Annotated in this window: 21 protein-coding genes and 1 tRNA gene; 13 read left to right on the plus strand and 9 right to left on the minus strand. The window is 53.9% G+C overall.

Translation table 11 applies throughout. The features are described from left to right. Positions 1-49: 49 nt before the first annotated feature. The gene (locus USG84_RS02715) at positions 50-955 is read left to right on the plus strand and encodes a LysR family transcriptional regulator (protein WP_151413792.1); all 906 of its coding nucleotides are present in this window, start codon (positions 50-52) and stop codon (positions 953-955) included. A gap of 158 nt (positions 956-1,113) precedes the next feature. Here the strand turns inward: USG84_RS02715 and USG84_RS02720 are convergent. Further along, positions 1,114-1,201 (minus strand) — tRNA-Ser (locus USG84_RS02720). 232 nt (positions 1,202-1,433) lie between these two features. On the opposite strand from USG84_RS02720, the gene ghrA reads away from it, so the two are divergent. The 4 genes from ghrA (at position 1,434) to USG84_RS02740 (ending at position 4,348) form a co-directional block, all read left to right on the plus strand. After that, entirely contained in the window at positions 1,434-2,372 is a 939-nt protein-coding gene (gene ghrA, locus USG84_RS02725) for a glyoxylate/hydroxypyruvate reductase GhrA (protein ID WP_151413166.1), read from the plus strand. 84 nt (positions 2,373-2,456) lie between these two features. Then, positions 2,457-3,194, plus strand: coding sequence for a phosphatase (locus tag USG84_RS02730; RefSeq protein WP_028012671.1), 738 nt, complete (start codon positions 2,457-2,459; stop codon positions 3,192-3,194). Positions 3,195-3,214: 20 nt separating this feature from the next. After that, positions 3,215-3,769, plus strand: coding sequence for a molecular chaperone (locus USG84_RS02735; RefSeq protein ID WP_028012672.1), 555 nt, complete (start codon positions 3,215-3,217; stop codon positions 3,767-3,769). 96 nt (positions 3,770-3,865) lie between these two features. After that, the gene (locus tag USG84_RS02740; protein ID WP_072201771.1) at positions 3,866-4,348 is read left to right on the plus strand and encodes a DUF1097 domain-containing protein; all 483 of its coding nucleotides are present in this window, start codon (positions 3,866-3,868) and stop codon (positions 4,346-4,348) included. Positions 4,349-4,391: 43 nt separating this feature from the next. Here the strand turns inward: USG84_RS02740 and csgG are convergent, their stop codons facing one another. Genes csgG through csgD form a run of 4 tightly spaced genes read right to left on the minus strand, consistent with a single transcriptional unit; the run spans position 4,392 to position 6,733 of the window. Beyond that, positions 4,392-5,225: a curli production assembly/transport protein CsgG gene (gene csgG, locus USG84_RS02745; RefSeq protein WP_061098605.1), complete on the minus strand. Its 834-nt coding sequence runs from the start codon at positions 5,223-5,225 to the stop codon at positions 4,392-4,394. Positions 5,226-5,251: 26 nt separating this feature from the next. Continuing rightward, positions 5,252-5,665: a curli production assembly/transport protein CsgF gene (csgF, locus tag USG84_RS02750; protein WP_116340728.1), complete on the minus strand. Its 414-nt coding sequence runs from the start codon at positions 5,663-5,665 to the stop codon at positions 5,252-5,254. A 23-nt stretch (positions 5,666-5,688) separates the two neighbouring features. Then, entirely contained in the window at positions 5,689-6,078 is a 390-nt protein-coding gene (csgE, locus tag USG84_RS02755) for a curli production assembly/transport protein CsgE (RefSeq protein ID WP_061098603.1), read from the minus strand. Between the two features lie 4 nt (positions 6,079-6,082). Further along, entirely contained in the window at positions 6,083-6,733 is a 651-nt protein-coding gene (gene csgD / locus USG84_RS02760; protein WP_028012677.1) for a biofilm master transcriptional regulator CsgD, read from the minus strand. A 753-nt stretch (positions 6,734-7,486) separates the two neighbouring features. Between csgD and csgB the strand changes: the two genes are divergently transcribed. The 5 genes from csgB (at position 7,487) to ymdB (ending at position 9,952) form a co-directional block, all read left to right on the plus strand. Then, positions 7,487-7,942, plus strand: a complete 456-nt coding sequence (gene csgB / locus USG84_RS02765; RefSeq protein ID WP_061098601.1) for a curli minor subunit CsgB — start codon at positions 7,487-7,489, stop codon at positions 7,940-7,942. Positions 7,943-7,983: 41 nt separating this feature from the next. Beyond that, positions 7,984-8,442, plus strand: a complete 459-nt coding sequence (gene csgA / locus USG84_RS02770) for a curli major subunit CsgA (protein ID WP_028012680.1) — start codon at positions 7,984-7,986, stop codon at positions 8,440-8,442. A 61-nt stretch (positions 8,443-8,503) separates the two neighbouring features. Next, complete coding sequence (gene csgC / locus USG84_RS02775; RefSeq protein WP_151413167.1) at positions 8,504-8,836, plus strand: curli assembly chaperone CsgC; 333 nt, start codon at positions 8,504-8,506, stop codon at positions 8,834-8,836. 150 nt (positions 8,837-8,986) lie between these two features. Next, positions 8,987-9,307 carry a hypothetical protein gene (locus USG84_RS02780; protein WP_061098599.1) on the plus strand — a complete coding sequence of 107 codons (321 nt, stop codon included), beginning with the start codon at positions 8,987-8,989 and terminating at the stop codon, positions 9,305-9,307. A 102-nt stretch (positions 9,308-9,409) separates the two neighbouring features. Next, a complete protein-coding gene (gene ymdB, locus USG84_RS02785) occupies positions 9,410-9,952 on the plus strand; it encodes an O-acetyl-ADP-ribose deacetylase (RefSeq protein ID WP_151413168.1) in 543 nt (180 codons plus the stop codon). A 33-nt stretch (positions 9,953-9,985) separates the two neighbouring features. Here the strand turns inward: ymdB and mdoC are convergent, their stop codons facing one another. Continuing rightward, positions 9,986-11,125: a glucans biosynthesis protein MdoC gene (gene mdoC / locus USG84_RS02790; protein ID WP_151413169.1), complete on the minus strand. Its 1,140-nt coding sequence runs from the start codon at positions 11,123-11,125 to the stop codon at positions 9,986-9,988. 254 nt (positions 11,126-11,379) lie between these two features. Here mdoC and mdoG point away from each other — a divergent pair, with 254 nt between their 5' ends. The 3 genes from mdoG to USG84_RS02805 all read left to right on the plus strand — a co-directional run bounded on the left by mdoG (position 11,380) and on the right by USG84_RS02805 (position 15,753). Continuing rightward, positions 11,380-12,933 carry a glucans biosynthesis protein MdoG gene (mdoG, locus tag USG84_RS02795; protein ID WP_151413170.1) on the plus strand — a complete coding sequence of 518 codons (1,554 nt, stop codon included), beginning with the start codon at positions 11,380-11,382 and terminating at the stop codon, positions 12,931-12,933. After that, positions 12,926-15,454: a glucans biosynthesis glucosyltransferase MdoH gene (gene mdoH / locus USG84_RS02800; protein ID WP_151413171.1), complete on the plus strand. Its 2,529-nt coding sequence runs from the start codon at positions 12,926-12,928 to the stop codon at positions 15,452-15,454. Before mdoG ends, mdoH begins: the two co-directional genes overlap by 8 nt. Before the next feature lie 71 nt (positions 15,455-15,525). Beyond that, positions 15,526-15,753 carry a YceK/YidQ family lipoprotein gene (locus USG84_RS02805; protein WP_013097162.1) on the plus strand — a complete coding sequence of 76 codons (228 nt, stop codon included), beginning with the start codon at positions 15,526-15,528 and terminating at the stop codon, positions 15,751-15,753. A 6-nt stretch (positions 15,754-15,759) separates the two neighbouring features. On the opposite strand, the gene USG84_RS02810 is transcribed toward USG84_RS02805, so the two are convergent. The 3 genes from USG84_RS02810 to USG84_RS02820 form a co-directional block, all read right to left on the minus strand. Next, positions 15,760-16,134, minus strand: coding sequence for a MysB family protein (locus USG84_RS02810; RefSeq protein WP_028012687.1), 375 nt, complete (start codon positions 16,132-16,134; stop codon positions 15,760-15,762). 97 nt (positions 16,135-16,231) lie between these two features. Then, entirely contained in the window at positions 16,232-17,449 is a 1,218-nt protein-coding gene (mdtG, locus tag USG84_RS02815; protein WP_151413172.1) for a multidrug efflux MFS transporter MdtG, read from the minus strand. A gap of 140 nt (positions 17,450-17,589) precedes the next feature. Next, entirely contained in the window at positions 17,590-18,516 is a 927-nt protein-coding gene (locus tag USG84_RS02820) for a Kdo(2)-lipid IV(A) acyltransferase (protein ID WP_061098593.1), read from the minus strand. Between the last annotated feature and the right edge of the window lie 50 nt (positions 18,517-18,566).

Raw genomic sequence — 18,566 nt, forward strand, 5'->3', positions numbered from 1 at the left:
GATAGTGAAAATGACATTCACTGTTCTGAAAATAGAACGATGAGGGCGTATGCAGGATCTCAATGATTTCGCGTGGTTTGTGAAGGTGGTGGACCATGGTGGGTTTGCGGCGGCAGGCCGGGCGCTCGATCAGCCCAAGTCGAAACTGAGCCGCCGGATTGCCCAGCTGGAAGAACGCCTTGGCGTGCGGCTGATCCAGCGTACCACCCGGCAGTTTACGGTGACGGAAGTGGGGCAGACGTTCTATCAGCACTGTAAAGCCATGCTGGTAGAGGCCGAAGCTGCGCAAGAGGCGGTGGCGGCGTTGCAGGCCGAGCCACGCGGCGTGGTCAGGATCACCTGTCCGGTCACCTTGCTGCACGTTCACGTGGGGCCCATGCTGGCGCGGTTTATGGCGCGCTATCCGGGGATCAATCTTCAGCTTGAGGCTACCAACCGGCGGGTCGATCTGGTGGGCGAGGGCATTGACGTGGCGATCCGCGTTCGTCCACGTCCGTTTGACGACAGCGACGTGGTGTTAAGAGTGCTGGCAGACAGGGGACACTGCCTGGTGGCGAGCCCTGCGCTGATTGAGCGGATGGGCAACCCTGCCGTGCCCTCTGAGCTGAGCGAGTGGCCGGGTTTGAGCATGGGGGCGGGAAAGCAGCTGCATAAATGGGAATTGAGCGGGCCGGAAGGGGCGAAAGCGGAGATTCACTTTACGCCGCGCTTGATTACCACCGATATGCTGGCGCTGCGTGAAGCGGCAATGGCGGGGGTAGGGGTAGTGCAGCTGCCGATTTTGATGGTCAAGGATCAGCTGGCATCAGGGGAACTGGTACGGGTGCTGGACGCGTGGGAGCCAAGACGGGAAGTGATTCACGCTGTTTATCCTTCGCGGCGCGGTCTGCTGCCGTCCGTCAGAACGCTGGTTGATTTTCTTACTGAAGAGTATGCGCGGATGGTAGAGGAGTAACGATCCCTTCGCCCTGCGGGCAGCCTGTTCGCTTCGCTCTCAGTCTGTCCAACTGGCTGCGCCAGTTGTCGAACCCCGGTCGGGGCTTCTCATCCCCCCGCAGGCGTGCAACATGCGAAAAAAAAGCCCGCATTTCCATGCGAGCTCTTCTTTAAATATGGCGGTGAGGGGGGGATTCGAACCCCCGATACGTTGCCGTATACACACTTTCCAGGCGTGCTCCTTCAGCCACTCGGACACCTCACCATATTGTCATCCCGTTGTTGCCGGGACGGGCGCTAATGTAAGGAAAAGCCGAACTGCCGTCAACCCACTTTTTCAGTAATTTAGCGCGTTTAGACAAACTTCAGGCAACATGATTCTTAAATGTGCTGAAAGCGTCTTTTTTATCAACAACACAGTCGCGCAAGAAATTTGCTATGCTGACCGTCCAGTTAAAAAGCAAAATAAATCAGCGCAATAAAAGGCAGGATTGACTATGGATATACTCTTCTATCACCCCACTTTTGATACGGCTTACTGGATTAAAGCACTTTCTGCGGCTCTGCCGGGCGCTCGCGTTCGTGAGTGGAAGCGGGGCGATAACGAACATGCCGACTACGCGCTGGTCTGGCATCCGCCGGTAGAAATGCTTCAGGGCCGTAAGCTGAAGGCCGTGTTCGCGCTCGGGGCCGGCGTGGATTCCATTCTGAGCAAGCTGAAAGCACACCCTGAAATGCTGCCGGAAGATATCCCTCTGTTCCGCCTCGAAGATACCGGTATGGGCCAGCAAATGCAGGAATATGCCGTGAGCCAGGTGCTGCACTGGTTCCGCCGCTTTGATGATTATCAGGCGCTTAAGCAGCAATCCCGCTGGGAGCCGCTGCCGGAATATCCGCGCGAAGCGTTTACCGTTGGAATCCTGGGCGCCGGCGTGCTGGGCTCAAAAGTGGCTGAAGCCCTTGCCCCGTGGGGCTTCCCGCTGCGCTGCTGGAGCCGCAGCCGTAAAAACTATCCGGGCGTTGAGAGCTTTGCCGGAACGGATGAGCTTCCGGCCTTTCTGAACGGCACGCGCGTGCTGATTAACCTGCTGCCCAATACGGCGGAAACGGTGGGGATCATCAATGAAGGCCTGCTTAACCAGTTGGACGATCGGAGCTACCTGATGAACCTGGCGCGCGGCGTGCATCTGGTCGAGCCGGATCTGCTGAAGGCCCTGGACAGCGGGAAGCTTAAAGGCGCCATGCTGGATGTCTACAGCCGTGAGCCGCTGCCGGAGGAAAGCCCGCTGTGGCGACACCCGCGCGTGGCCATGACGCCGCACGTTGCCGCCGTGACGCGACCTGCCGAGGCGGTGGCCTATATCTCGCACACGATCGGTGAAATAGAGAAGGGTAACCCGGTCACCGGACAGGTCGACCGACAGCGCGGCTACTGAGAGAAACCCGGCGTTCGCCGGGTTTTTGCTAATATTCGCCGCTGATAACTGCTATCCTTTGGAAAAAACGCAGAGGAGAGAAAGATGTATCCCGTTGACCTGCATATGCACACCGTCGCCAGCACCCACGCGTATAGCAACCTCCATGATTATATCGCCCAGGCGAAGCTTAAGGGCATCAAGCTGTTCGCGATAACCGATCACGGCCCGGATATGGCGGATGCGCCGCACTACTGGCATTTTGTGAATATGCGTATCTGGCCACGTCTGGTGGACGGCATTGGGATACTGCGCGGCATTGAGGCGAACATCAAAAACACCGACGGTGAAATTGACTGTACCGGCCCGATGCTGACCTCGTTAGATCTGATCCTTGCCGGTTTCCATGAGCCGGTATTCCCGCCGCAGGATAAAGAGACCAATACCGCGGCGATGATTGCCACTATTGCCAGCGGCAACGTGCACATCATCAGCCACCCGGGCAATCCGAAGTACCCGATTGATATTCAGGCCGTGGCGCAGGCCGCGGCGAAACACCGCGTGGCGCTGGAAATTAATAACTCCTCGTTCGTGCACTCGCGTAAGGGCAGTGAAGCCAACTGTCGCGAAGTGGCTGCCGCCGTGCGTGATGCAGGTGGCATGGTGGCGCTGGGCTCTGATTCGCACACGGCCTTCACGCTGGGGGATTTTAGCGAGTGCCTGAAAATATTGCAGGATGTGGATTTCCCGGAAGAACGCATCCTGAACGTCACGCCGCGTCGTATGCTCGATTTCCTCGAGTCGCGCGGCATGGCGCCGATTGATGAATTTGCCGATCTTTAATTGAATAACGGAATAAAACAATGAATGAATTTTCCATCCTTTGCCGCGTGCTTGGCTCCCTGTATTACCGCCAGCCGCAGGATCCGCTGCTGGTTCCGCTGTTTACGCTGATTCGCGAAGGTAAGCTGGCGCAGAACTGGCCGCTGGAACAGGATGAGTTACTGGAACGCCTGCAGAAAAGCTGCGACATGCAGCAGATCTCTACGGACTATAATGCTCTGTTCGTGGGCGAAGAGTGCCGCGTGTCGCCGTATCGTTCCGCCTGGCAGGAAGGAGCGACCGAAGCGGAAGTGCGGGCATTTCTCTCCGAACGCGGGATGCCGCTGAGCGATACGCCAGCCGATCATATCGGTACGCTGCTGCTGGCCGCCTCCTGGATCGAAGATAACGCTGGTGACGACGAAAATGAAGCCATCGGGATCCTCTTCGAAACGTATTTGCTGCCGTGGGTGGGGACCTTCCTGGGTAAAGTGGAAGCCCATGCCACCTCTCCCTTCTGGCGAACGCTGGCCCCGCTGACGCGTGACGCCATCGCAGCAATGTGGGACGAGCTGGAAGAAGAGAGTGAAGAGTGATTTAAATCACAAAAATCCTGCAACGATACATTTCAACTTGCACGTAATGTGCTTCTGATCTCATTTCTGTGGCGCGCTTCTGCTAAGATGCGCGCCATGAACATATTACTTTGTATTGCGATCACGACGGGCATCCTCTCCGGTATTTGGGGATGGGTAGCGGTGTCTCTCGGTCTGTTAAGCTGGGCTGGCTTTCTGGGCTGCACGGCCTATTTCGCCTGTCCTCAGGGCGGGCTTAAGGGGCTGTTTATCTCAGGCTGCACGCTGATGAGCGGCGTTATCTGGGCGCTGGTCATCATGAAAGGCAGCGCGCTGGCGCCGCATCTGGAGATGCTGGGGTACGTCATGACGGGTGTCGTCGCCTTCCTGATGTGCATCCAGGCGAAGCATCTGCTGCTGTCGTTTGTGCCGGGCACCTTTATGGGGGCCTGTGCGACCTTTGCCGGTCAGGGGGACTGGAAGCTGGTGGTTCCTTCCCTGGCGCTGGGACTGCTGTTTGGCTACGCCATGAAGAACAGCGGTCTTTGGCTAGCGGCGCGACGGGAAAAAACGCAAAACATCACTGCGGTGAGTGAATAGAAAAAGGCGAGATAATCATCTCGCCTTTTTTATGCGCTGCCCGTCAGGATTCCGGAGGCACCGACATATCACGGTATTTCACCAGGATCGGGTTCTGCACGTCCGCTCTGTTTTGCAGATCCCACAGCCCGCGATCGATACCATCGTTGATTAAGAAGATCACGCCGGTTTCAATGGCTGACATCAGACACATCATGACCGGTTCGTTCGAGGTGTAGCCAATTTCTCCCTCCAGCAGGCGCTGGTAGTCGATGAAGCGGAATACCCCAGCCTGAACTTCATAAGACAATATCGTTTTGCTGGTGTTGACCGAAGAGAGCACTTCACCGGTACTGACGTTCACGACGCGCAGGTTAACCGCAATTTGGTCGAGCTGGTACTGGGTATCTGCGCCGATACCGAAGTAGCGCGCGCCCACGCCGCCCGATTTCACGTTGCTCTCGTAACCGATAATCGACCCTTCAATCATCACGTTTGCGGCGGCCAGAGACTGCAGAGGCATCCGGTTATTGTCCGCGACGGTGCCATTCTCCTGCGCGGCACGAATGATTTTTCGTTCGTTTAACAGGTTCTGAAGCCCCTGGCGTTCCAGCGGTATAAACCAGCGCGAATCCTTCAGAGCGGTCACCAGCATGGCGGTGGCGCTTTGCGGCACCGCGGTGGAGAAGTTACTTGCCGGGTAAGGCTTAAATTGCCCGGTTTCATCCTGAATGTTGTATACCGAGACAAATATCTTGCCCGTAGGCGAAGGCAAATGGGTTAAATCACGATAACTCTGGGCCCGAGGCATTAATGTAGGTTTTGCAGCTTCTTTAGGCGGAGCAGTTAAACAACCGCTCAATAAGCACACTGCAACAAATATCAGGAAGCGCTGCATGGTCGTTGTCCTTATTTAGCTGTTGTTTAAAAGTCAGTTGAATTATTTTGCAGGCCGGAAACTTCTATGGTGGACGTTTTTCCGGTTTTACGATCGGTCACATTCAACTGAAGCTGTCCGTCCCTGTTGGCGATGTCGACAATAAAGTCGTTGGTCATCATTCGGCCGGGCTTGCCGGTATTAATGTTGGTCAGCAATCCCCCTAAAATTTGCGACTGGATAGCCTGGGTGAAGTTATCCAGTGCGGAAGGGGTATCAACGGTAAAATCCTGATAGCTCGGATCTTTATAGGAGTTTTGTGCCTGGGCTTGATTCAGCAGAAAGGCACCGTTGTTGGGATTACCGCCAAAGTTAGGGTTACGGAACTGGAAGGTCATATTTCCGGCCCAGCTTAGGGGAGCAATAAGCATGATCGAAACAACTGCATATGCAATACGCATGACAGCCTCCGCATATCGGTTCGCTAGAACTCATCTTTTGCTAAATCGCTGGTGCTTAATAGGGCTTTATCTATTTGCAGGCGATTAATAGCGTCTTCAGTTTGAGCCAGTGCTAAGGCTACGTTTTTATCGAAGTCTGTTTTCGAGGGGAATAAAAACGTTTGATAAATAACGTCCTGATTGGCCGTTATGGTTATCCAGCTTCCCCAACGTGCACTGGGCCGCTCGTTGATTGTTAAATTACCCGTGTAGGGACTGTCCCATTTATCGCTGAAGGCCCGGTAAAAACTGTGCCCGATCGATGAGACAGTGTGGTCAGTTAACAATCCGGGAACTTCGACCTCAACGGCCTGCAGGTTCCCTGCAGCGAGCAGAAAACTCGCTGCGGCGATCCAACTCAACGTGCGCTTCATGTGATTAACGCCTGAGGTTATCGTTTGCCCATGAAACCGCCTGAGTTCGGTTTTTAACAGCTATCTTCTTGAAAAGATTATAAAGGTGCGTCTTTACCGTATTTTCGCTGATAAATAACGAACGGGCGATTTCAATATTTGAAGCACCAATGCGTAATTTGTTCAGGATCTCTTTCTCACGGTGGGTGAGCAGCGCTGATTCCGAACTGTTATAGCGGTAATTTCCGGAGTGCGTGATGAGGTAGCTGGCAAGCTTTTGCGAGAAATAGCATTCGCCGCGCAATATGCCTTGCAGACCATCTACCACCCGAACTTCTTCTTCAGTGACGTAGAACACGCCATTGATATGCGGCCAGCTCTCAATATCTCTGAAAGGATATTCATCAGGCGTATTCAATAATAACACGCGGATATTATTGTTTTTCCTGCTTAAGTTATCTTGCCAGTAATGGATAAGCTTTTTATCGGCTTCCATCATATCAAACAGAATGATGCTGCCGGGCGCAATATCATCAAAAGAACGTTGAATATTATGCAATTTCCCGTTCAGTGATAAAGATTGCTTTAAATGTTGTAATAAAGCTGTCGCTTGCAGAGAAGGTTTTGTGATCAACAGTAATGTATGACCATGTAAACTATGGACTTCATTATACATGATGAAACCCCACTTATTTTTGGCACCTGACAGCAGCCCTCTTTGTAAAGAAGAGGGCACCAGAAGTACTGACAGATGTTGCACTGCTGTGTGTAGAATCAGAACATAACCTCCGCAGGGAGGTAAATATAAAACCAATTTCGTACATCTAATTTCAATCTAGCTTTTACGAATTTTAAAGCAAGTGTTAATCATGTAACAATATGTAAAAATCAATATTAATTTGTGAAAATTACGAATTTTAAATGTTGCTATTTGATATGGAAGTTGTACATGTAAATAGTTGTGCATAGATTTTAAAAATCATACAAATATTATTAATTGGTTGATATTTATCAGTATTAATTATTTTCTTTAGCTTGTATCTAGGTATGAGTGACTGATACTTTCTAAGCCATGCCGTTCTGGTTTTTCTGGCTTAAGAAAACTCGCCTTGTGTCACGCACTGAAGAAAATGTCATCCCGTCGTTACGCTTAAACAACGCGGGGAGGGGCATGGACGGCTTTCTCGTCGTTGTACAACATGTCACGCATAGATATTTTATAAAAAATAAAACCGGCCTGTGTAATGCCTTTTATGGTGCAAATTACAACTTTGTGGTGAGCTGAAAAATAAAAATAAGCCGCGCGGGTGAGATATTTAAAATGTTTCAGCGGACATACTCTTCACCGTAACGACGCGTTAACAAAACAAGTCGTTTAATACGAAATACGATCAGGGTGTTTTCAGGTAGCCGGGTCCAGGGTGACAACATGAAAAACACATCGTTATTTTTGATGTTTACATTACTGGGTGCGCCTGGATTTGTAACCGCAGCGAATTCAGATTTGGCAAACGCTGAATATAACTTTGCGGTTAATGAATTAAGTCATTCATCATTAAATCAGGCAGCCATTATTGGTCAACAGGGCGTATTTAATGACGCTCAGCTTCGCCAGGAAGGATCGAAACTCTTGTCCGTCATTTCCCAGGATGGGGCAGGCAACAGAGCGAGAGTTGATCAATCAGGGACTTACAATATTGCCTGGATCGATCAGAGTGGTAACGGAAACGATGCAGGTATTACGCAGGATGGATATGGTAATAGTGCGAAAATTATCCAAAAAGGGTCGGGTAATAGAGCAAATATTACGCAGTACGGTACGCAGAAAACCGCAGTTGTAGTGCAGAAACAGTCGCAGATGGCAATTCGCGTTATTCAGCGCTAGCTATTTCGCGACGACGTTAATCAATCCGATGGGGGTTTACCATGAAATTTATCAAAGTGGCAGCACTTGCAGCAATCGTAGTTTCTGGTAGTGCTATGGCTGGTATGATTAATCAGGGCGGATGGGGTCATGGACACGGTCATGGTCAGGGCGGAAACAGTGGTCCAAATTCAACCCTGAATATTTACCAGAACGGTGGCGGTAACTCCGCGCTGGCGTTGCAGACCGATGCCAGAAATTCCGTTCTGAATATTAGCCAGACCGGTGGCGGTAACGGGGCTGATGTTGGTCAGGGTTCTGACGACAGCAAAATCAACCTGACCCAGAACGGTTTCGGCAACAGTGCGACACTCGATCAGTGGAACAGCAAAAAATCCGTTATGAATGTTAGCCAGTACGGCGGCCTTAACGGTGCGCTTGTAGACCAGACGGCGTCTAACTCCACTGTCAACGTTACCCAGATCGGCTTTGGTAACCACGCGACAGCGCATCAGTACTGATACTTAAATCTGTACTACAAAAAAACAGGGCCGATGCCCTGTTTTTTTTCGGGAGTTCCTCATGAATACCTTCATTCTCCTCGCCGCGCTTTCCGGCCAGATAACCTTTCAAACGTCACAGCAGGGAAATATGACGACCATTATTCCGCAGGTCATTTTGACGGAACCGTGTGATTGTCAGGTTCAGATCCACACCTTGAAGGAAGGGCAGAGCGGGCAAAGTGCTTCGCGGCAGCAAAATACCCTTTTTATTCCCGCTAATCAGCCGATTGATTTAACGCGGTTGAGTTTAACTATTTCTGCGGGAGACACGATAAAAATCGTTGTCACCGTCACGGATGGAAAAGCGCTTCATTTATCACAGCAGTGGTCGCCAGCCGGGGGTGCGCTGTAAATATTCATGAAATCAATACATTGCGAATATTTGCCGTTGAACTAAGCTGTTATCAGGAACTGTGTTGTTAGGTTCCGTAACGTCAGCCTTCGTTTGCATAATGAAGCGCGTTTGCCCCTCATGGACGATTTTCATTGAGGAGTACATATCGTGACCCACTATTTTGCTCATCTTATTTCAGGTCTGGGCCTGCTCGTTTCTGCTTTTATCGCTCCAGCTTATTCAGCCACTATTGCAGAAGGTGGTGTTATTCACTTTCGCGGTGCAATCGTTGCTGACCCTTGTGAAGTCACACCGCAACAGCGGCAGCTTGCGCTGTCGTGCCCTGAAAAAAACCGTATGCAAACGCGTACGATCAGTTTTGACGATGCGCTGAACGGCAAGTCGACGGCTTCAAGCCTTGCGACAGTCAATATGACGTACCTGAATCCTGAAAAAACGCTCGCGGTTGTTCAGATCCAGTACCGTTAATACCCGTGCGCGCCCGTCGGTGGGCGCGGTTTTATGCCTGTCATTTTTCTCAATAACCCCTCTGCGATACACTTATAAAAAAGCGGACAGCAGAGGGGCTTTATGAAACCGCAAATTGAAGTTATTCATGGCGATATTACGACAGTTCATGTCGATGTCATCGTCAATGCGGCCAATCCTTCCCTGATGGGGGGAGGAGGCGTAGACGGCGCTATTCACCGGGCTGCCGGACCGCAGTTACTGGAAGCCTGTAAAATCGTGCGTCAGCAACAGGGTGAATGCCCTCCGGGCCATGCGGTGATTACGCTGGCGGGCAACCTTCCTGCTAAAGCGGTGATTCATGCTGTCGGGCCCGTGTGGCATGGCGGCGACCAGCATGAAGCGAGCCTTCTGGAAGAGGCATACCGGAACTGTCTGCGGCTTGCCGCCGACAACGGCTTTAAAACGATGGCCTTTCCGGCCATCAGCACCGGCGTGTATGGTTATCCAAAGGCAGCCGCGGCGGCCATCGCTGTAGATACCGTCTACCGTTATCTGTCACTCAAACCGCTGCCAGAGAAGGTGATTTTTGTCTGCTTTGATGAAGACACCACGCATCTTTATCAGCGGCTTCTGACCCAGCGCAGACAGGAGCTGGAAAGCTGAAGTAAAGGCGGCGCACTCAGTGCGCCGCGCTTCTCAGGCGGCTTTCGGCTGTGGTTTTCCTGAAAACAGGAAACGCAGGAGAGGGATCCGCAGATGGATCTCATAGAGTACGACGGCAATCCCCACCACAAACACCAGCCCGGTAAAGAAGCCCAGCGTGTTGGATGCAATATGCGGCGTGATGTACGCCCCGAAGAACAGCGTCAGCGGGTGGTGCACCAGATAGATAAACAGTGAGGCGTTGACGAAGTAGGTCACGCGGCTGGACTTAAAGTTCAGCAAACGGTGGCCGAGCGCGAACACCACGTTCACCATCCACAGGCCCAGCAGCATGGTAATCACGCTTTCCGTTTCATACATCCAGGCGTCGCCGCTCCCGTAGCGCTGGTTCAGCAGGTAGGCCACGAAGGCGATGGCCGCACCCACCGCGCACCACGGTGACGGGGTGGTAAACAGCGCTTTAAGCTTCGGATAAATAAAGGCCAGCGCGCCAATTAAAAAGAACGGAATGTAGAACAGCGACTGCATCACCACAAAATTGAACAGGCCGTCGCTCAGTATCGGTGGATAGATGATAAACAGCGTGCGTCTCACCGCGGCATAGGCGATCCCCAGCAGTAAGAAGAGCACCGACAGTTTGCCCAGCGTGACGTTGGCGAAGAAAGCGTCTGCTGTCGTGCTGAGATGACGGCGCAGGCGGCTGAAAATCACCAGACTGACCGTGGTCAGCACCACCAGAACCAGCAGGAACCAGAGGTGAGACACCAGCTCCCAGACCAGCGTGTTGTACTTTTCATACGGCGAGAGATTCGGCCAGTTCTCCGCCTTGCCCTTAACGTACTGCAGCATAATGAACTGCGGCAGCGTCAGCAGCGGGATGGCGGTTAACATGGGAATACCTACGCGCTCCACGCGCACTTTCCACCAGCGCTTAAGCGGATAGCGTAAAAAAAGCATGTACGAAAAATAGCCGGATATAACAAAAAACACCTGCATGCGGAAGGCGTGAATAAAGTCATTAAACAGCGTCAGCCACCAGGAGGGCATCTGGCTATTAACATGCCACGTGTGGCTGGAGTAAATCAGTGAAATATGAAAGGGGATCCCCAATAGCATCAGCCATGCCCGGATCGAGTCGAGGAAATATTCCCGTTGTATCGGTGTTGTGCTCATATAACGTTGTGCATTCTCAGACTTTTCGCCTTATCCCTAAGGCTCATAATGGTTACATTCGAAGCCAACCCTACACCAAGACCGACACACTGTCTCCAGGATAAGCACGCAAAGTGAATAGCGGGTTCTTTCATTTGCTTAATCCATGAGCCAGCAGCTGAACAAAGCAGTGATTATGTTGTCGGATTGCCTGAGTTTCCATTAAAATGGATCGGATCGATATAAGCACACAAAGGGGGAAGTGCTTACTTATTATGAAACATAAACCACAGATGATGAAAATGCGTTGGTTGGGTGCTGCAGTGGTGTTATCACTGTATACCTCATCGGCACTGGCCTTTAACATCGACGATGTCGCAAAACAGGCAAAATCGATGGCAGGCAAGAGCTACGAAGCGCCGAAAAGTAACTTGCCCTCCGTTTTCCGCGACATGAAGTATGCGGACTATCAGCAGATCCAGTTCAACCACGATAAAGCGTACTGGAACAACATTAAAACCCCGTTCAAGCTTGAATTTTATCATCAGGGTATGTACTTCGACACGCCTGTTGCCATCAATGAAGTGACGGCAACCGCGGTACGCAAGATCAAGTACAGCCCGGATTACTTCAATTTTGGCAATGTGCAACACGACAAAGATACGGTGAAAGACCTGGGCTTCGCAGGCTTCAAAGTCCTTTATCCGATCAACAGCAAAGATAAAAACGACGAAATCGTCAGCATGCTTGGCGCCAGCTACTTCCGCGTAATTGGCGCGGGGCAGGTGTACGGGCTTTCTGCGCGCGGTCTGGCTATTGATACCGCGCTGCCATCAGGTGAAGAGTTCCCGCGTTTCCGCGAGTTCTGGATTGAACGTCCAAAACCAACGGACAAACGTCTGACTATTTATGCGCTGCTCGACTCTCCGCGTGCAACCGGTGCCTATCGCTTTGTGATTATGCCGGGTCGTGACACGGTTGTTGACGTGCAGTCTAAGGTTTACCTGCGTGATAAAGTGGGCAAACTGGGCGTTGCGCCGCTGACCAGTATGTTCCTGTTCGGGCCGAACCAGCCGTCTCCGGCAACCAACTTCCGCCCGGAACTGCATGACTCCAACGGTCTGTCTATTCATGCCGGTAACGGTGAGTGGATCTGGCGTCCGCTGAATAACCCGAAACATCTGGCGGTCAGCAGCTTTGCAATGGAAAATCCGCAGGGCTTTGGCCTGCTGCAACGTGGCCGTCAGTTCTCTCGTTTTGAAGATCTCGACGACCGCTATGACCTGCGTCCAAGCGCCTGGGTTACGCCGAAAGGTGACTGGGGTAAAGGCAAGGTAGAACTGGTTGAAATCCCAACCAACGACGAAACCAACGACAACATCGTCGCATACTGGACGCCGGATCAGCTGCCGGAAGCCGGTAAAGAGATGAACTTCAAGTACACCATTACCTTCAGCCGCGACGAAGATAAGCTGCATGCGCCGGATAACGCGTATGTGACGCAGACTCGCCGCTCTACGGGTGACGTGAAGCAGTCTAACCTGATCCGTCAGCCTGACGGTACGGTAGCGTTTGTCGTGGACTTCACCGGTCAGGATATGAAGAAACTGTCTCCGGATACTGCGGTGTCGGCCCAGGCCAGCATCGGTGACAACGGTGAAATCGTAGAGAACACCGTGCGTTACAACCCGGTAACCAAAGGCTGGCGTCTGACCCTGCGCGTGAAAGTGAAAGATCCGAAACAGACCACTGAAATGCGTGCTGCGCTGGTCAGTGAAGATCAGCCGCTGAGTGAAACCTGGAGCTACCAGCTACCTGCCAATGAATAATACATCTGAATATATTGATGCCATGCCGCTGACGGATATCGAAAAAGCGGCGCTGCCTAAGAGCGACATCCGCGCGGTTCATACCGCGCTGGATGGCGAACATCGTCAGTTTTCCCGTGATGATGATACGCCGCTGGGGTCAGTCAAGGCGCGTCTGGAGCAGGCCTGGCCAGACTCGCTGGCAGAAGGACAGTTGATTAAAGACGACGAAGGACGCGATCAGCTTCAGGCGATGCCGAAGGCGACGCGTTCCTCAATGTTCCCCGATCCATGGCGCACCAACCCGGTTGGCCGCTTCTGGGATCGCCTGCGCGGACGTGACGTCACGCCGCGCTATCTGTCGCGCCTGACGAAAGAAGAGCAGGCCTCCGAACAGAAATGGCGTACAGTGGGGACCATTCGCCGCTATATCCTGCTGCTTCTGACGCTTGCGCAGACGGTTGTCGCGACCTGGTACATGAAAACCATTCTGCCTTACCAGGGCTGGGCGTTTATCAACCCGACCGACATGATGGGCCAGGATCTCTGGGTCTCCTTCATGCAGCTGCTGCCGTACATTCTGCAAAGCGGCATTCTCCTGCTGTTCGCGGTTCTCTTCTGCTGGGTGTCGGCCGGTTTCTGGACCGCGCTGATGGGCTTCCTGCAGCTGCTGATGGGACGGGACAAGTACAGCATTTCGGCGTCAACGGTCGGGGATGAACCCCTCAATCCCGAGCACCGCACCGCGCTGATTATGCCTATCTGTAACGAAGACGTTGACCGCGTATTTGCGGGGCTGCGTGCAACCTGGGAGTCCGTGAAGGCGACCGGTAACGCGGAACATTTCGACGTTTACATCCTGAGCGACAGTTACAACCCGGATATCTGCGTTGCAGAGCAAAAAGCCTGGATGGAGCTGATTGCGGAAGTGCAGGGCGAAGGGCAGATCTTCTACCGTCGCCGCCGCCGTCGCGTGAAGCGTAAAAGCGGCAACATCGATGACTTCTGCCGCCGCTGGGGTAACCAGTACAGCTATATGGTCGTGCTGGATGCTGACTCCGTCATGAGCGGTGACTGCCTGAGCGGTCTGGTGCGTCTGATGGAAGCTAACCCGAACGCGGGCATCATTCAGTCTTCGCCAAAAGCGTCCGGTATGGACACCCTGTACGCGCGCTGCCAGCAGTTCGCCACCCGTGTTTACGGCCCGCTGTTTACCGCCGGTCTGCACTTCTGGCAGCTGGGTGAGTCGCACTACTGGGGCCACAACGCCATTATCCGCGTGAAGCCGTTCATCGAACACTGTGCGCTGGCGCCGCTGCCGGGCGAGGGTTCGTTTGCCGGTTCGATTCTGTCGCATGACTTCGTGGAAGCGGCGCTGATGCGTCGTGCTGGCTGGGGCGTCTGGATTGCCTACGACCTGCCGGGATCGTACGAAGAGCTGCCGCCGAACCTGCTGGACGAGCTCAAGCGCGACCGCCGCTGGTGTCACGGTAACCTGATGAACTTCCGCCTGTTCCTTGTTAAAGGGATGCACCCGGTTCACCGTGCGGTGTTCCTGACGGGCGTGATGTCCTATCTCTCCGCACCGCTGTGGTTTATGTTCCTCGCGCTCTCCACTGCGCTGCAGGTCGTCCATGCCCTGACGGAGCCGCAATACTTCCTGCAACCGCGCCAGCTGTTCCCGGTGTGGCCGCAGTGGCGTCCGGAGCTGGCGATTGCGCTGTTTGCTTCCACCATGGTGCTGCTGTTCCTGCCTAAGCTGCTCAGTATCATCCTGATCTGGTGCAAAGGCTCGAAAGAGTACGGCGGATTCTTCCGCGTGACCCTTTCACTGCTGCTGGAAGTGCTGTTCTCCGTGCTGCTGGCGCCGGTGCGTATGCTGTTCCACACCGTGTTTGTGGTCAGTGCGTTCCTCGGCTGGGAAGTGGTCTGGAACTCACCGCAGCGTGATGACGACTCCACGCCGTGGAGTGAAGCCTTCATGCGCCACGGCTCTCAGCTGCTGCTGGGTCTGGTGTGGGCGGCCGGAATGGCCTGGCTGGATCTGCGCTTCCTGTTCTGGCTGGCGCCGATTGTCTTCTCGCTGATCCTGTCGCCGTTTGTGTCCGTGATCTCCAGCCGTTCAACGGTGGGGCTGCGTACCAAACGCTGGAAGCTGTTCCTGATCCCGGAAGAGTATTCCCCGCCGCAGGTGCTGGTGGATACCGATACCTATCTGGAACAGAACCGCAACCGCACGCTGGACGATGGCTTTATGCACGCCGTGTTTAATCCGTCATTCAACGCTCTGGCGACAGCGATGGCCACCGCGCGCCACCGCGCAAGCCAGGTGCTGGAGATTGCCCGCGATCGTCACGTTGAGCAGGCGCTTAACGAGACCCCGGAAAAACTCAATCGCGACCGCCGTCTGGTGCTGCTGAGCGATCCGGTCACGATGGCAAGGCTTCACTATCGCGTATGGTCCGCTCCGGAGAAGTACTCTTCATGGGTGAACTACTACAAAGAGCTGAAGCTGAACCCGCTGGCGCTGAAGGCGAAGTAAGCGGTTAAGCAAAGCGCCACCCGCCAAATAAAATACCGGCTGCGAGGCCGGTATTTTTTTAGAGGTTACTGATGAAAATAATCATCGTCGTCATGATGGCATGCCTGCTAAGCGGCTGCGGCAGCATCATCAGCCGCACCATTCCAGGTCAGGGCCACGGCAACCAGTATTACCCGGGCGTGAAATGGGATGTCCGTGATTCCGCATGGCGCTACCTGACGGTGCTCGATCTGCCGTTCTCGCTGATTTTCGACACGCTGCTGCTGCCCATCGATGCCAGCCACGGCCCGTACGAGTAGCGTAAATTAACGCTCGTCCCATTCATCGGCTGCGGTTTGACCTTCTTCCGTATCCAGCGGTGGCTCGAGCTGAAATTCGCCCTCATCCCACTCGTGCAGCGTATTCTCCTCCAGCCATTCCTGGCGTAACTCAATTTCATCATAGTCGCCATCAAACACGGCCTGTGCACCAGCACCGCTCAGGACCGGCAAACATTCCCCTTCTTCGCCTTCATCGGCAAAGAATTCGGCCTGCCACATAATATCCCCATCCTGCAGAACATATTTTTGGATATTAAGTTGTTGCACGTCAGCATCTTCTTCCTCAACGCCGGGATTATCGGCAAGGAACTCTTCACGAGCGGCATCAATAGCTTCTTCCAGCGTGGCGTACATGGTCATTGGTGTCTCCCTGTTTTCCAGAAGGTTTCAGGGAAAGAATAGCTGAATATCAGATTCTGCAAGTATGAATGCGAAAATAAGCCGTCAGGCTTTCTTCTTATTCCGTCACCGGCCGTAACGCGCGGGATAAACTGAACCACGAGTAAATCGCGTTGAACAGCACCACGCCAGCCGTCACGATAAAGACGGCGCGAAAACCGAAGCTGGCGGAAATACCCGCCCCGAGAAGCGGTCCGGTGACGTTGCCGATATCGCGAAACGACTGGTTATAGCTAAAGATACGCCCGGCAATCTGGTTCGTGGAGTTGTAGACCAGCAGGGTCTGCACCGCGGGCAGCAACGCCCCGTCGGCGGCGCCCAGCAAAAAGCGAAGCACGCCCAGCTGCCACGGAGAGTGCACCATCGACATGGGGATAAGCAGCAGGACGGAGATGACCAGCGCACAGATTAGGATCTTCTCCGGACCCACGCGGTCCCCCAGCTTCCCCAGCCGCGGCGCACTAAGCAGCGCCGCCACGCCGGGCACGGAGGCAATCAGCCCGCTGATAAACGCAATATTGCTGACGTTACCCGCGAGGTCGCGAACGTACAGCGTCAGAATAGGGGCAATCGATCCGGTTGCCACCTGAATGATCAATGTCGTGACGAACAGGCTCAGCACCAGTCTGGGATTTTTAAGCGAGGTCAGCACGTCTCTGGCATGGAGCATCTCTTTTTTGGCGACGGGCGTAAATTTTTCACGAATGCAGACCAGGGTGACAATAAAGCACAGGAACAACACGCTGGCTGTGATGAAAAAGACCGGGCGCAGGCCGTAGTTATCCGCCAGTATTCCCCCCGCCAGCGGCCCCAGCAGGGCACCGCTCACGCCGCCGGTTGAGAGCGTGCCAAGCGCCCAGCCGCTCTTATGGCGAGGAATTTGCGTGGCGATCAGGGCATTCGCGTTGGGAATAAATCCGCCCAGCAAGCCCAGCAATGCGCGCAATATCAGGAACTGCCAGACGTTCTGCGCCACGCCCATCAGCGCCATGATAATCGCCATTCCCAGCGCCGAACGCAGCAGCATGATTTTACGTCCCTTACGGTCGGCAAGGCCGCCCCAGAAGGGCGAGGCAATGGCGGAAAAGAGAAACGTGATGCTGAAGACCAGGCCAGACCACACGTTGAGCGCGCCGTGGCCCGTCACGCCCAGCTGTTCGACGTAGAGCGGCAGGAAAGGCATGACCAGGCTAAACGCCGCGCCGGTAAGGAAACAACCAAGCCACGCAACCGTGAGGTTACGCTTCCAGTTTATGGGGGCATCTGAGGGTGACATAACAATCCGCATAGTGAGGTGCAGAGCACCTGAAGCATGAAGTAATAAGCCTGCTAATTATGCGCCTGGGTTATGATTGCCGCAATGAGGGGGAGCTTTTAAAGCTAAAACAGCATGCGGCCCTGAAGGCCGCATGAGGATTAATAGCGGGACGGCGTGCCTTCTGGCCGCGTTTTAAAGCGGCGATGCAGCCACATATACTGCTCGGGCGCCAGCATGATGCACTTCTCCACAACGCCGTTCATCCAGCGCGCGGTGGTTTCCGCATCTTCCAGCGGCGGCGCGAGTTCCGGCTCAAGCATCATCAGCTCGTAGCCTGAGCCATCCGGCATACGGCGGGGAACAAAGGGAACGATGGCGGCCTTGGACATCCGCGCCAGCATCCAGGTGCCGGTCGTGGTGGCGGCCTCGTCGACGGCGAAGAAGGGGACAAAGACGCTGGCCTGTGGGCCATAGTCGTGATCGGGGGCATACCAGACCACTTCACCGGACTTCAGCGCGCGGATCATGCCCTTCAGATCCTTACGGTCGATCATGCTTTTGTTGGAGCGCATGCGGCCGTTGGTCTGGATGAGATCGATAACCGGGTTGTCGTTAGGACGATAAACCCCGATGCCGGGCGCCTGCATGCCAAACATACGCGCCCCGATTTCGAGCGTCAGAAAATGGACGCCGATCAGCAGCACGCCGGTCTGATTGGCCTGAAGCGTATGTACCGGCTCCATGCCTGTGCCTGTAACCTTGCTCCAGCGGGCCATGCGTTTGTCCGACCAGAACCACGCCATGCCGGTCTCCATAAGACCCATGCCGACGGATTCGAAATTCTTCGAAACCATATCATGGCGCTCTGCCTCGCTCATCTGCGGAAAGCACAGCTCAAGGTTACGATACGCGATGCGGGCGCGGCGCTTCATAAACGTTTGCGCGAGTCGGCCTAATGATTTACCTAACCGGAAGATAACAGGGTAGGGAAGCTGTACCAGTAGCCATAAAAAGCCAATGCCAAGCCAGGTCATCCAATAGCGGGGGTGCAAAAGGGCGACGGTAAATTTTGGTAACTGGGTCATGTCTTTCCTGTGTTCAAACGTCCTGTTTCGCTATTGTCGCATTTTTTGAG

Source organism: Enterobacter sp. 168J2, assembly GCF_034107265.1.
GTDB classification, from domain to species: Bacteria; Pseudomonadota; Gammaproteobacteria; order Enterobacterales; family Enterobacteriaceae; genus Enterobacter; species Enterobacter nematophilus.